Genomic DNA, 14,355 nt, shown 5'->3' on the forward strand with positions numbered 1-14,355 from the left:
CCGTTGGGGGCACTTGTCCGGCATACAGGTGTCCTGCCGGTCCTACCGTCCCGCGCTGTCCACGACGGCCGCCCACTCGTCGAGCAGTGCCTGGGCGGAGGCGTCGTCGGGGCCCTCGGCCCACAGATGGGTGACCGCCTCGGCCGGGTCGGGCAGCACCATCACCCAGCGGCCGTCGGCCTCCACCACGCGCACCCCGTCCGTGGTGTCCACGAAGCGGTCCCCGGCGGCCTCGACGACCCGCCGCATCACCAGGCCCTTGACGGCCCAAGGGGTCGCCAGGTCCCGCTTGAGCACATGGGCCCGCGGAATGCGCGCGTCGATCTGGCTGAGCGTGAGCTGGGTCCGCGCCACCAGCCCGATGAGCCGCACGAAGGCCGCGGTGCCGTCGTAGACGCTGCTGAACTCGGGGACGATGAAGCCGCCCTTGCCGTCACCGCCGAAGATCGTCCCTTCCTCGCCGCCCACGCGCGTCAGGTCGTCGGGCGAGGTGGTCGTCCACTCGACCTGGGTGCCGTGGTACGCCGCGACCTGCTCGGCGATCCTGGTGGTGGTCACCGGGAGCGCGACCCGGCCGCTGCGCCGCTCGGAGGCGATGAGGTCGAGCATCACGAGCAGTGACCGGTCGTCCTCGACGATCCGCCCCTTCTCGTCGACGAGGGACAGCCGCTCACCGACGGGGTCGAACCGCACGCCGAAGGCGGCGCCGGAGGACGCCACGATCTCCCCGAGCCTGACCAGCCCCGAGCGCCGCATGTCGGCCGTCTCGGTCGGCCGGGACTCGTCGAGGCCGGGATTGATCGTCAGGGAGTCGACGCCCAGCTTGCCGAGGAGGCTCGGCAGCACCAGTCCGGCGCTGCCGTTGGACGCGTCGACGACGACCTTGAGCCCGGACTCCGCGATGCCGGTGATGTCGACGTTGCGCAGCAGGGAGCCCGTGTAGGAGTCGAAGACGCTGGCGGGGAAGTGCAGGTCCCCGATCTCGCCGGGGAACGCGCGCCGGTACTCCTGCCGCGCGAACACCCGGTCCAGCTTCCGCTGGCTGCCCTGTGAGAGGTCGGCGCCCTGCCCGTCGAAGAACATGATGTCGACGGAGTCCGGCACACCGAGCGTGGTCCGGATCATGATGCCGCCGGCGCTGCCCCGCGCGGTCTGCTGCCGCGCCACGGGAAGCGGCACGTTCTCCAGGTCCCGTACGTCGATGGCGCTGGCCTGCAGCGCGGAGATGACCGCGCGCTTCAGCGCTCGGGCGCCACGGGAGTGGTCGCGCGCCGTGGTGACGGTCGAGCCCTTCTTCAGGGTCGTCGCGTAGGCGCCGGCCAGGCGCACCGCGAGCTCCGGGGTGATCTCGACGTTGAGGATGCCGGACACGCCCCTGGCGCCGAAGAGGTGGGCCTGCCCCCGGGACTCCCAGATGACCGAGGTGTTGACGAACGCGCCGGCTTCGATGGTCTTGAACGGGTAGACCCGCACGTTGCCCTGGACAATCGATTCCTCGCCGATCAGGCACTCGTCGCCGATGACGGCGCCGTCCTCGATCCGCGCCGCGCGCATGATGTCGGTGTTCTTGCCGACGACGCAGCCCCGCAGATTGCTGTGCGGCCCCACGTAGACGTTGTCGTGGACGACGGCCTTGTGCAGGAAGGCGCCGCTCTTGACGACGACGTTGGACCCCACGACGGTGTGCTCGCGGATCTCCGCGCCGGCCTCGACCTTGGCGTAGTCGCCGATGTACAGCGGCCCCCGCAGTACGGCGTCGGGGTGCACCTCGGCGCCTTCGGCGACCCAGACACCGGGGGAGATCTCGAAGCCGTCGATGTCGACGTCGACCTTGCCCTCCAGGACGTCGGCCTGGGCCTTCACATAGCTCTCGTGTGTGCCGACGTCCTCCCAGTAGCCCTCGGCGACGTAGCCGTAGATGGGCTTGCCGTCCTTCATCAGCTGCGGGAAGACGTCGCCGGACCAGTCGACGGGCACATCGGGCTCGACGTAGTCGAAGACCTCGGGCTCCATGACGTAGATGCCGGTGTTCACCGTGTCGGAGAAGACCTGCCCCCAGGTCGGCTTCTCCAGGAAGCGCTCGACCTTGCCTTCCTCGTCCACGATGGTGATGCCGAATTCCAGCGGATTGGGAACGCGGGTCAGGCAGACCGTGACCAGGGCGCCCTTTTCCTTGTGGAAATTGATCAGATCGGTGAGGTCGAAGTCGGTCAGGGCGTCGCCGGAGATGACGAGGAAAGCATCGTCCTTCAGTGCCTCCTCGGCGTTCTTCACGCTCCCGGCGGTACCGAGTGGCTTCTCCTCATTGGCATAGCTCAGTTCCATTCCGAGCTCTTCGCCGTCACCGAAGTAGTTCTTGACGAGCGACGCAAGGAACTGGACAGTCACAACTGTTTCGTTGAGCCCATGCCTTTTGAGCAGCCGCAGGACGTGCTCCATGATCGGCCGGTTGGCCACCGGCAGGAGCGGCTTGGGCATGCTTGAGGTCATGGGGCGAAGGCGGGTGCCTTCGCCTCCGGCCATCACGACGGCCTTCATGTCGGAAGCGTCCTCCTCGAAGAGACGACGGTCTGGCCGACTTCACCCGCCAGAGCTGTCCCCTCGTTTTTCCACGACGGGACATCGCGCCTCGATGCGCATACCAATCAGCGAGTTCAATCGGCCACAGCGTCCGCACGGATCAGGCGGCGGACTTGGACCACATAGAGCACTCCTGCCCACCAATACAGGGTTGTACCCCATCCTGCGAACGCCCAGCCGAAAATAGCAGCGAGTGACGAGATCCAGCCAGTTCCGTCACTGAGCAGGAGCAGTGGGAAGGCGTACATCAGGTTGAAGGTCGCCGCCTTCCCCAGGAAGTTCACCTGGGGCGGCGGATAGCCGTGCCGGCGGAGGATGCCCACCATCACGAGCAGGACCAGCTCACGGGCCAGAAGCAGGGCGGTCAGCCAGAGCGGCAGGATCTCGCGCCAGGTGAGGCCGACCAGGGTGGAGAGGATGTAGAGCCGGTCGGCGGCCGGGTCGAGCAGCCGGCCGAGGCTGCTGACCTGGTTCCACCGCCGCGCGAGCTTGCCGTCCAGGTAGTCGCTGACGCCGCTGAGAGCCAGCACCAGGAGCGCCCAGCCGTCGCTCTTCGGACCGCCGAACTCCGGCCGGAGGATCAGCCACAGGAACAGCGGTACGCCGACGAGCCGTGCCATGCTGAGCATGTTCGGGATGGTGAGGACGCGGTCTGTCTGGACCCGCGTCTCCTGGACCTCCACCCGGGATCCTCCTGTGGGAAACGTGTCGATGATGCCCCCCGACCCTACCTCAACGCAAAAAAGCTCTGGCTCTTGGGCTGTACGCCCAAGAGCCAGAGCTCTAAAAGGAGTTCGGCGGCGTCCTACTCTCCCACAGGGTCCCCCCTGCAGTACCATCGGCGCTGTAAGGCTTAGCTTCCGGGTTCGGAATGTAACCGGGCGTTTCCCCTACGCTATGACCACCGAAACACTATGAAACTGACAACCGCACCATGTGTGGCACATGGGGTTGTTCGTGGTTTCAGAACCAACACAGTGGACGCGAGCAACTGAGGACAAGCCCTCGGCCTATTAGTACCGGTCAACTCCACACGTTACCGTGCTTCCATATCCGGCCTATCAACCCAGTCGTCTACTGGGAGCCTTACCCTCTCTAGGAGGTGGGAGTCCTCATCTCGAAGCAGGCTTCCCGCTTAGATGCTTTCAGCGGTTATCCCTCCCGAACGTAGCCAACCAGCCATGCCCTTGGCAGAACAACTGGCACACCAGAGGTTCGTCCGTCCCGGTCCTCTCGTACTAGGGACAGCCCTTCTCAAGACTCCTACGCGCACAGCGGATAGGGACCGAACTGTCTCACGACGTTCTAAACCCAGCTCGCGTACCGCTTTAATGGGCGAACAGCCCAACCCTTGGGACCGACTCCAGCCCCAGGATGCGACGAGCCGACATCGAGGTGCCAAACCATCCCGTCGATATGGACTCTTGGGGAAGATCAGCCTGTTATCCCCGGGGTACCTTTTATCCGTTGAGCGACGGCGCTTCCACAAGCCACCGCCGGATCACTAGTCCCGACTTTCGTCCCTGCTCGACCCGTCGGTCTCACAGTCAAGCTCCCTTGTGCACTTACACTCAACACCTGATTGCCAACCAGGCTGAGGGAACCTTTGGGCGCCTCCGTTACTCTTTAGGAGGCAACCGCCCCAGTTAAACTACCCATCAGACACTGTCCCTGATCCGGATCACGGACCCAGGTTAGACATCCAGCACGACCAGACTGGTATTTCAACGACGACTCCCCCTGAACTGGCGTCCAGAGTTCAAAGTCTCCCAGCTATCCTACACAAGCCGAACCGAACACCAATATCAAACTGTAGTAAAGGTCCCGGGGTCTTTCCGTCCTGCTGCGCGAAACGAGCATCTTTACTCGTAGTGCAATTTCACCGGGCCTATGGTTGAGACAGTCGAGAAGTCGTTACGCCATTCGTGCAGGTCGGAACTTACCCGACAAGGAATTTCGCTACCTTAGGATGGTTATAGTTACCACCGCCGTTTACTGGCGCTTAAGTTCTCAGCTTCGCCCACCCGAAAGTGAGCTAACCGGTCCCCTTAACGTTCCAGCACCGGGCAGGCGTCAGTCCGTATACATCGCCTTACGGCTTCGCACGGACCTGTGTTTTTAGTAAACAGTCGCTTCTCGCTGGTCTCTGCGGCCACCCCCAGCTCGAGCAGCAAGTGCTCTCACCAGACGTGGCCCCCCTTCTCCCGAAGTTACGGGGGCATTTTGCCGAGTTCCTTAACCATAGTTCACCCGAACGCCTCGGTATTCTCTACCTGACCACCTGAGTCGGTTTAGGGTACGGGCCGCCATGAAACTCGCTAGAGGCTTTTCTCGACAGCATAGGATCATCCACTTCACCACAATCGGCTCGGCATCAGGTCTCAGCCTTAATGAACGGCGGATTTACCTACCGTCCGGCCTACACCCTTACCCCGGGACAACCACCGCCCGGGATGGACTACCTTCCTGCGTCACCCCATCACTCACCTACTACCAGCTCGGGTCACCGGCTCCACCACTCCGACCTCGTCCGAAGACTCAGCCGGCGGCTTCACGGGCTTAGCATCACTGGATTCGATGTTTGACGCTTCACAGCGGGTACCGGAATATCAACCGGTTATCCATCGACTACGCCTGTCGGCCTCGCCTTAGGTCCCGACTTACCCTGGGCAGATCAGCTTGACCCAGGAACCCTTAGTCAATCGGCGCACACGTTTCTCACGTGTGAATCGCTACTCATGCCTGCATTCTCACTCGTGAACCGTCCACAACTGCCTTCCGGCGCTGCTTCACCCGGCACACGACGCTCCCCTACCCATCCACACAGGCGTTGGCCCTATTGTGTGAATGACACGACTTCGGCGGTACGCTTGAGCCCCGCTACATTGTCGGCGCGGAATCACTAGACCAGTGAGCTATTACGCACTCTTTCAAGGGTGGCTGCTTCTAAGCCAACCTCCTGGTTGTCTGTGCGACTCCACATCCTTTCCCACTTAGCGTACGCTTAGGGGCCTTAGTCGATGCTCTGGGCTGTTTCCCTCTCGACCATGGAGCTTATCCCCCACAGTCTCACTGCCGCGCTCTCACTTACCGGCATTCGGAGTTTGGCTAAGGTCAGTAACCCGGTAGGGCCCATCGCCTATCCAGTGCTCTACCTCCGGCAAGAAACACACGACGCTGCACCTAAATGCATTTCGGGGAGAACCAGCTATCACGGAGTTTGATTGGCCTTTCACCCCTAACCACAGGTCATCCCCCAGGTTTTCAACCCTGGTGGGTTCGGTCCTCCACGAAGTCTTACCTCCGCTTCAACCTGCCCATGGCTAGATCACTCCGCTTCGGGTCTTGAGCGTGCTACTGAAACGCCCTATTCGGACTCGCTTTCGCTACGGCTTCCCCACCCGGGTTAACCTCGCAACACACCGCAAACTCGCAGGCTCATTCTTCAAAAGGCACGCAGTCACGAGGTAGGAACAAGTTCCTACCCGACGCTCCCACGGCTTGTAGGCACACGGTTTCAGGTACTATTTCACTCCGCTCCCGCGGTACTTTTCACCATTCCCTCACGGTACTATCCGCTATCGGTCACCAGGGAATATTTAGGCTTAGCGGGTGGTCCCGCCAGATTCACACGGGATTTCTCGGGCCCCGTGCTACTTGGGTGTCTCTCAAACGAGCCGCTGATGTTTCGACTACGGGGGTCTTACCCTCTACGCCGGACCTTTCGCATGTCCTTCGCCTACATCAACGGTTTCTGACTCGTCCCACGGCCGGCAGACCGTAGAAGAGAGATCCCACAACCCCGTATGCGCAACCCCTGCCGGGTCTCACACGCATACGGTTTGGCCTCATCCGGTTTCGCTCGCCACTACTCCCGGAATCACGGTTGTTTTCTCTTCCTGCGGGTACTGAGATGTTTCACTTCCCCGCGTTCCCTCCACTTGCCCTATGTGTTCAGGCAAGGGTGACAGCCCATGACGACTGCCGGGTTTCCCCATTCGGAAACCCCCGGATCAAAGCCTGGTTGACGACTCCCCGGGGACTATCGTGGCCTCCCACGTCCTTCATCGGTTCCTGGTGCCAAGGCATCCACCGTGCGCCCTTAAAAACTTGGCCACAGATGCTCGCGTCCACTGTGCAGTTCTCAAACAACGACCAACCACCCATCACCCCGAGCCATGAGCTCGAGTGCACTGGGGCCGGCACTGAAGGCAGCCATACGGCCGTGCCCTCAGACACCCAACAGCGTGCCCGACACCCTCACCGCTTCCCTCATTCGTTCCACGCTCTGACGAGCAGTACTGGAAGGAGAAGACGATCAAGTGTGCCGAGTAGTCAACGTTCCACCCATGAGCAACCAGTGCGAGACGTTCGCTCGCATGCTGGCCTCTGAACCGGGCAAGCCCGGCTTAGAAGTGCTCCTTAGAAAGGAGGTGATCCAGCCGCACCTTCCGGTACGGCTACCTTGTTACGACTTCGTCCCAATCGCCAGTCCCACCTTCGACAGCTCCCTCCCACAAGGGGTTGGGCCACCGGCTTCGGGTGTTACCGACTTTCGTGACGTGACGGGCGGTGTGTACAAGGCCCGGGAACGTATTCACCGCAGCAATGCTGATCTGCGATTACTAGCGACTCCGACTTCATGGGGTCGAGTTGCAGACCCCAATCCGAACTGAGACCGGCTTTTTGAGATTCGCTCCACCTCGCGGTATCGCAGCTCATTGTACCGGCCATTGTAGCACGTGTGCAGCCCAAGACATAAGGGGCATGATGACTTGACGTCGTCCCCACCTTCCTCCGAGTTGACCCCGGCGGTCTCCCGTGAGTCCCCAGCACCACAAGGGCCTGCTGGCAACACGGGACAAGGGTTGCGCTCGTTGCGGGACTTAACCCAACATCTCACGACACGAGCTGACGACAGCCATGCACCACCTGTACACCGACCACAAGGGGGCGCCTGTCTCCAGACGTTTCCGGTGTATGTCAAGCCTTGGTAAGGTTCTTCGCGTTGCGTCGAATTAAGCCACATGCTCCGCCGCTTGTGCGGGCCCCCGTCAATTCCTTTGAGTTTTAGCCTTGCGGCCGTACTCCCCAGGCGGGGCACTTAATGCGTTAGCTGCGGCACGGACGACGTGGAATGTCGCCCACACCTAGTGCCCACCGTTTACGGCGTGGACTACCAGGGTATCTAATCCTGTTCGCTCCCCACGCTTTCGCTCCTCAGCGTCAGTATCGGCCCAGAGATCCGCCTTCGCCACCGGTGTTCCTCCTGATATCTGCGCATTTCACCGCTACACCAGGAATTCCGATCTCCCCTACCGAACTCTAGCCTGCCCGTATCGACTGCAGACCCGGGGTTAAGCCCCGGGCTTTCACAACCGACGCGACAAGCCGCCTACGAGCTCTTTACGCCCAATAATTCCGGACAACGCTCGCGCCCTACGTATTACCGCGGCTGCTGGCACGTAGTTAGCCGGCGCTTCTTCTGCAGGTACCGTCACTTTCGCTTCTTCCCTGCTGAAAGAGGTTTACAACCCGAAGGCCGTCATCCCTCACGCGGCGTCGCTGCATCAGGCTTTCGCCCATTGTGCAATATTCCCCACTGCTGCCTCCCGTAGGAGTCTGGGCCGTGTCTCAGTCCCAGTGTGGCCGGTCGCCCTCTCAGGCCGGCTACCCGTCGTCGCCTTGGTGAGCCGTTACCTCACCAACAAGCTGATAGGCCGCGGGCTCATCCTGCACCGCCGGAGCTTTCGACCCGCCTGGATGCCCAGGCGGGTCAGTATCCGGTATTAGACCCCGTTTCCAGGGCTTGTCCCAGAGTGCAGGGCAGATTGCCCACGTGTTACTCACCCGTTCGCCACTAATCCCCACCGAAGTGGTTCATCGTTCGACTTGCATGTGTTAAGCACGCCGCCAGCGTTCGTCCTGAGCCAGGATCAAACTCTCCGTGAATGTTTACCCGTAATCGGGTGCACACACACGAGAGCGGAACCACCGGAGGAATAGTCCGGCGGTTCACAGCGTCCTCGCTGTGTTTTTTCAAAGGAACCTCGACCATCCGAACCGGATGGACGGGGTATCAACATATCTGGCGTTGACTTTTGGCACGCTGTTGAGTTCTCAAGGAACGGACGCTTCCTTTGTACTCACCCTCTCGGGCTGTCCTCCGGGCGCTTCCCTTCGTGTTTCCAACCTTACCAGTGATTTTCCGGCCTTCTGACCACCGTCCTGCAGGCATGCAGAAAGTGATCCAGAGTTAGGATCTGACTGAGTTGGATTGCTGCCAGGTGAGGACGTTTGACCACGCCACTCGGTCCCGAGCAGGTGTACAACTCTACACGCGGTCGCGGACCACGTGCAAATCCATTAGTGTGGGTGGTCTAGACCTCTCGTCTAGACCACCGATCAGGATCTGTCCTCCGGAACCGGTACGTCCTATGACATACGCTGCTGAACAGCGCGCCGGAGGCAGGCAGTGACGGCGGCGTACGTACAGATCTCCACGCCTGGGAGGCTTCCCATGACCACCGTGACGTCCCCGCTCGCAGGTCGGGCCATCGGACTGGCGTCCGTGCCCGACCCGGTCTTCTCCGGGGCCATGGTCGGCCCGGGTACGGCGATCGACCCCGCGCGGGAGCCCTCCGAGGCCGTCTCCCCCGTCGACGGTGTGATCGTCTCCCTGCACCCGCACGCGTTCGTCGTCGTCGACGAGAGCGGACACGGCGTGCTCACCCACCTCGGTATCGACACCGTGCAGCTCAACGGCGAGGGCTTCGAGCTGCTCGTCGCCAAGGGCGACACCGTGACGCGCGGACAGAGCATCGTGCGCTGGAACCCCGCCGCCGTCGAGGCCGCCGGAAAGTCCCCGGTGTGCCCGGTCGTGGCCCTGGAGGCGACGACTGACGCGCTCTCCGAGCTTCGTGACGACGGCGACGTGAAGGCCGGCGACACCCTCTTCCTCTGGAAGTGACGCGCCGCCGTCGGGTGACGGCGGCCAGGACGACCCACGCGGCGGGCGCACCCGCCGCCCGATCCGGAGACGGGTGAGATGGAGACAACGCTGCGAGGCGTCGGTGTCAGCCACGGTGTGGCGATCGGCGAGGTACGGCACATGGGTACGGCGGTCCTCGAGCCGCCGGCCAAGCAGATCCCGGCGCAGGACGCGGAGCGCGAGCAGGGTCGCGCCCGCAAGGCCGTGGAAGCGGTCGCTGCCGACCTGATGGCGCGCGGCAACCTCGCCGGGGGCGAGGCCCAGGCGGTGCTCGAGGCGCAGGCGATGATGGCCCAGGACCCCGAGCTGATGGCCGACGTGGAGCGGCGCGTCGCGGTCGGGAGCACTGCCGAGCGTGCGGTGTACGACGCGTTCGCGGCGTACCGGGAGCTGCTGGCGAACGCCGGTGAGTATCTGGCGGGCCGGGTGGCCGACCTCGACGACGTGCGGAACCGCATCGTGGCGCGGCTGCTCGGGGTGCCGATGCCGGGTGTTCCGGACAGCGACGAGCCGTATGTCCTCGTGGCCCGTGATCTCGCGCCGGCCGACACCGCGCTGCTCGACCCGACGCTGGTGCTCGGCTTCGTGACCGAGGAGGGCGGCCCCACCAGTCACAGCGCCATCCTGGCCCGCGCGCTCGGTGTCCCCGCCGTGGTCGCCCTGCCGGGCGCCGGTGAGATCGCCGAGGGCACGCTGATAGCGGTGGACGGCAGCTCCGGGGAGGTTTTCGTGAACCCGAGCGAGGAGAAGAAGTCGCAGCTCGAAGCGGCGGCGGCCGAGCGCAGGGCGGCGCTGGCGGCGTCGACCGGCCCCGGCGCGACCGCCGACGGCCACAAGGTGCCGCTGCTGGCCAACATCGGCGGGCCGGCGGATGTCGCGGCCGCTCTCGAAGCGGGCGCCGAGGGTGTCGGTCTCTTCCGTACCGAGTTCCTCTTCCTGGACGACAGCAAGAACGCTCCTTCCGAGGACAAGCAGGTCGTGGCCTACCGCCAGGTGCTCGAGGCCTTCCCCGAGGGCCGTGTCGTGGTGCGGGTGCTGGACGCGGGCGCCGACAAGCCGCTGGACTTCCTGACTCCGGCGGACGAGCCGAACCCGGCACTGGGCGTACGCGGTCTGCGGTCGCTGCTCGACCACCCCGCGGTGCTGCGGACGCAGCTGACGGCGCTGGCCAAGGCCGCCGAGGGGCTGCCCGTGCACCTCGAGGTCATGGCCCCGATGGTGGCGGACCGGGCGGACGCGAAGGCGTTCGCGGACGCCTGCCGGGAGGCGGGACTACGGGCGAAGTTCGGCGCGATGGTCGAGATTCCGTCCGCCGCGCTGCGGGCCCGCTCGGTGCTGCAGGAGGTGGAGTTCCTGTCCCTGGGCACCAATGACCTGGCGCAGTACACGTTCGCCGCGGACCGTCAGGTGGGTGCGGTGTCCCGGCTGCAGGATCCGTGGCAGCCCGCGCTGCTCGACCTGGTCGCGCTGTCCGCCGAGGCGGCGCGGGCCGAGGGCAAGAGCTGTGGTGTGTGCGGTGAGGCGGCTTCCGACCCGCTGCTCGCCTGTGTGCTGACCGGTCTGGGTGTCACCTCGCTCTCCATGGGTGCGGCGTCGCTCCCCTATGTACGTGCGGCGCTGGCCAAGTTCACGCTGGCGCAGTGTGAGCGGGCCGCCGCGGCGGCCCGGGCGGCGGACAGTGCCGCGGATGCCCGGGCCGCCGCTCAGGCGGTGCTGTCGGGCGAGTGACCGGGCGGGGCCGGCCGGCGATCGGCCTTTCCCGAGGGGCGTTCCACCATGGGTGGGGCGCCCCTCGGGCGTTCCCCGCTCAGTGCCGGTGGTCCGGGCCGGAGTCTTCTCCCAGGTCGGGCGGCCGGCAGTAGTCGACGTTCGATTCCGGCGGGATGAGTTCTCCCGTCTCGGCGTCGGTGCAGTAGGCGTCGAAGACCTCCCCGGCGGTGAGCGCCTCCAGGCCATGGGCCCGCAGCCGCCAGCCGTGCACGCGGTCGGGGCTGCCGGGCCGGGTGGTACGCATGACCAGTCCGCCGGGGCTGCCGGTGGCGAGGCCGACGGCGAGCACGGTGGTGAACTCGAGGGCCTCGTTCTCGTCGAGTTCCATGCGGCCGGTGTCGTCGTCGGCGTGCAGGACGGCGACGAGTGTTTCGGGCGGGCCGGAGACGCTGCACACCAGGTGCCGTTCTCCGGGCGGGGCGGTGTCGAGGATGCGGACGAGGAGGTGCGAGGCGCGGGCGAAGGCGGCCCGGCCCAGGTCCTCGCCGCACACGGCGCAGGCACCGAGGCGGGTGAGGAGGGTGGCCGCGTACTCCCAGGTGGCGCGGCGGACCGCCTCGTCGACGAGGGTGGGCAGGAGATCGGTCAGGGGCCGGCCGTCGTAGGGGACGGCGGGGCCGGTGGCGGCCAGTTCGGCGGTGAACCGGGTACGGCTGGTGTGGCTGTCGGGGTCGAGGCCCTTGGCCGCGCAGTACTCGGCGTAGTCCTCGGGGTCGAAGAGGGCGACCGTGGTGTGGCTGCCCTGCAGCGCGCGGGTCCTGAGGAAGGCCTCCATGTGCTGGAGATAGGTGGTGTGGTCGTCGAAAGAGAAGCTGTCGTAGCGCCGCATGGCGCGGAAGTCGTGTTCGTCGGCGAGCAGGCCGATGGTGCCGGCGACCTCGCGGCGCAGGACGCGCCGCAGGGTCCGGTGGTCGGTTTGTGCCATGTCTCCCCCTCTGCACAGTCGATTAATGCTCACTCACAGTAATCGGCGGCACTGACAACGGCGTCCGGCCGGGCGGGCCGGAGAGGGGGACCGGTCTTCTCCCGGGGGCGGGTCAGGCGCGCTTGCGGGCGAGTTCCTCGTAGAAGGCGAGCAGGGGGAGGTTGTCGATGGAGCCCGGGTTGACCGCCTTCTCCAGCGGGGTGCCCTGGAGGAGACGCTTGACCGGTACCTCGATGCGCTTGCCGGTGAGGGTGTGCGGAACTCCGGGCACCTCGATGATCTCGTCGGGGACGTGCCGGGGTGACAGTTGCTCGCGGATGGTCCTCTTGATCCGGCCGAGCAGGTCCTCGTCGAGGGTGGCTCCTGGCATCAGGTGGACGAAGAGGGGCATCCAGTAGCCGCCGTCGGGCTGTTCGACGCCGATGACGAGGGATTCCCTGATCTCGGGGAGGCGTTCCACGGCTTCGTAGATGTCGGCGGACCCCATGCGGACGCCCTGGCGGTTGAGCGTTGAGTCGGAGCGGCCGTGGATGACGACGGAGCCCCGGGAGGTGAGGGTGATCCAGTCGCCGTGCCGCCAGACGCCGGGATAGGTGTCGAAGTAGCTGTCGTGGTAGCGGGTGCCCTCGGGGTCGTTCCAGAAATGGATCGGCATGGACGGCATCGGGTTGGTGACCACGAGTTCGCCGACCTCGTCGGTGAGGGGCTTGCCGCTGGGGTCCCAGGACCGCAGGTCGGTGCCCAGGCCGGGGGCCTGGAGTTCGCCGATGTGGACGGGGAGGGTCGGCACGGCTCCGGCGAAGCAGGAGCAGACGTCCGTGCCGCCGCTGACGGAGGCGATCCACAGGCCGGCCCCGTCCTCGGCGAACTCGTCGTGCAGCCAGCGGAAGCCGTCCGGGGGCAGGGGGGAGCCGGTGGTGGCGACGCACTTGACCGAGGAGAGGTCGAAGTCGCGAGCGGGGTGCACGCCGGCCTTGCGGCAGGCCATGACGTACGCGGCCGAGGTGCCGTAGAGGGTGGCGCGGGTGCGTTCGGCGATGCGCCACTGGGCGCCGGTGTCGGGGTAGCCCGGGCTGCCGTCGTAGAGGACGATCGTCGTTCCGGTCAGGAGGCCGGAGACGAGGAAGTTCCACATCATCCAGCCGGTCGAGGTGTACCAGAAGAAGCGGTCCTCGGGGCCCAGGTCGCAGTGCAGGCCGAGCTGCTTGAGGTGCTCGACCAGGATGCCGCCCTGGGACTGGACGATCGCCTTGGGCAGTCCGGTGGTGCCGGAGGAGTAGAGCACCCACAGGGGGTGATCGAAGGGCACCTGCTCGAAGACCGGTTCGGTGTCCGCGGAGGTGAGTGCGGACCAGTCGAGTGCCCCGTCGGGGGCCTCGGTGCCGAGCAGGGGGATGTGCACGACGGCGCGCAGGGTCGGCAGTTCGCGGCGCAGTTCGGCGACGGCGTCGCGGCGGTCGTGTTCCTTGCCGCCGTAGCGGTAGCCGTCGACGGTGAACAGGACGACCGGTTCGACCTGCTGGAAGCGGTCGAGGACGCTGCGGGCGCCGAAGTCGGGTGCGCAGGAGGTCCACACGCCGCCCACGGCCGCGGTGGCGAGGAGGGCGACGACGGCCTGCGGGATGTTCGGCAGGTAGCCGCTGACGCGGTCGCCGGGGCGCACTCCGAGCGCGCGCAGCTCGGCGGCGAGCGAGCCGACCTGGCGGCGCAGCTCGGCCCAGGTGACGGGGCGCGGTTCATGGGTTTCGTCGACGTGCAGGAGCGCCGCCTCGTCCGCGCGGGTCGCGGCCGCGCGCAGGGCGTGTTCGGCGTAGTTGAGGGTGGCTCCGGGGAACCACTGGGCGCCGGGCATGGAGCGGTCGCCGAGCACGGCGGTGCAGGGGGTCGAGAAGCGGACGTCGAACCACTCCGTGACGGCCTTCCAGAAGGTGTCCAGCTCCTCCACGGACCAGCGGTGGAGCGCCGCGTAGCCGCCCTCGGCCGGAGCGCCGTGGTGTTCGGCGGCCCACGTCTGGAATTTCGTGATCCGTGCCCGGGCGATCTGTTCCCGGCTCGGCTGCCAGAGCGGCTGGGGGTTCACGGTCGACAT

6 protein-coding genes and 3 rRNA genes are annotated in these 14,355 nt (G+C 65.4%); 2 read left to right on the top strand and 7 right to left on the bottom strand.

Translation table 11 applies throughout. The features are described from left to right. Positions 1 to 42: 42 nt before the first annotated feature. From CNQ36_RS05525 to CNQ36_RS05545, 5 genes are all read right to left on the bottom strand, one after another. A complete protein-coding gene (locus CNQ36_RS05525; protein WP_121545176.1) occupies positions 43 to 2,538 on the bottom strand; it encodes a mannose-1-phosphate guanyltransferase in 2,496 nt (831 codons plus the stop codon). A gap of 116 nt (positions 2,539 to 2,654) precedes the next feature. Further along, the gene (clsA, locus tag CNQ36_RS05530) at positions 2,655 to 3,263 is read right to left on the bottom strand and encodes a cardiolipin synthase ClsA (protein ID WP_004934208.1); all 609 of its coding nucleotides are present in this window, start codon (positions 3,261 to 3,263) and stop codon (positions 2,655 to 2,657) included. A gap of 109 nt (positions 3,264 to 3,372) precedes the next feature. Continuing rightward, positions 3,373 to 3,489 (bottom strand): 5S ribosomal RNA (gene rrf, locus CNQ36_RS05535). 84 nt (positions 3,490 to 3,573) lie between these two features. After that, positions 3,574 to 6,696: ribosomal RNA gene (locus CNQ36_RS05540) — 23S ribosomal RNA — on the bottom strand. Between the two features lie 310 nt (positions 6,697 to 7,006). Continuing rightward, positions 7,007 to 8,532 (bottom strand): 16S ribosomal RNA (locus CNQ36_RS05545). Together the 16S, 23S and 5S rRNA genes form the textbook arrangement of a ribosomal RNA operon. A 568-nt stretch (positions 8,533 to 9,100) precedes the next feature. On the opposite strand from CNQ36_RS05545, the gene CNQ36_RS05550 reads away from it, so the two are divergent. Together CNQ36_RS05550 and ptsP are read left to right on the top strand one after the other, a co-directional pair. Then, complete coding sequence (locus CNQ36_RS05550; protein WP_004934205.1) at positions 9,101 to 9,550, top strand: PTS sugar transporter subunit IIA; 450 nt, start codon at positions 9,101 to 9,103, stop codon at positions 9,548 to 9,550. 78 nt (positions 9,551 to 9,628) lie between these two features. Further along, positions 9,629 to 11,299 (top strand): phosphoenolpyruvate--protein phosphotransferase, encoded by a 1,671-nt coding sequence (gene ptsP, locus CNQ36_RS05555; RefSeq protein WP_121545177.1) that lies wholly within the window; start codon positions 9,629 to 9,631, stop codon positions 11,297 to 11,299. A 79-nt stretch (positions 11,300 to 11,378) separates the two neighbouring features. Here the strand turns inward: ptsP and CNQ36_RS05560 are convergent, their stop codons facing one another. Then, positions 11,379 to 12,266, bottom strand: coding sequence for a hypothetical protein (locus tag CNQ36_RS05560; RefSeq protein WP_121545178.1), 888 nt, complete (start codon positions 12,264 to 12,266; stop codon positions 11,379 to 11,381). A 112-nt stretch (positions 12,267 to 12,378) separates the two neighbouring features. Then, positions 12,379 to 14,355, bottom strand: coding sequence for an acetoacetate--CoA ligase (locus tag CNQ36_RS05565; RefSeq protein WP_121545179.1), 1,977 nt, complete (start codon positions 14,353 to 14,355; stop codon positions 12,379 to 12,381).

This window comes from Streptomyces fungicidicus (genome assembly GCF_003665435.1).
GTDB classification, from domain to species: Bacteria; Actinomycetota; Actinomycetes; order Streptomycetales; family Streptomycetaceae; genus Streptomyces; species Streptomyces fungicidicus.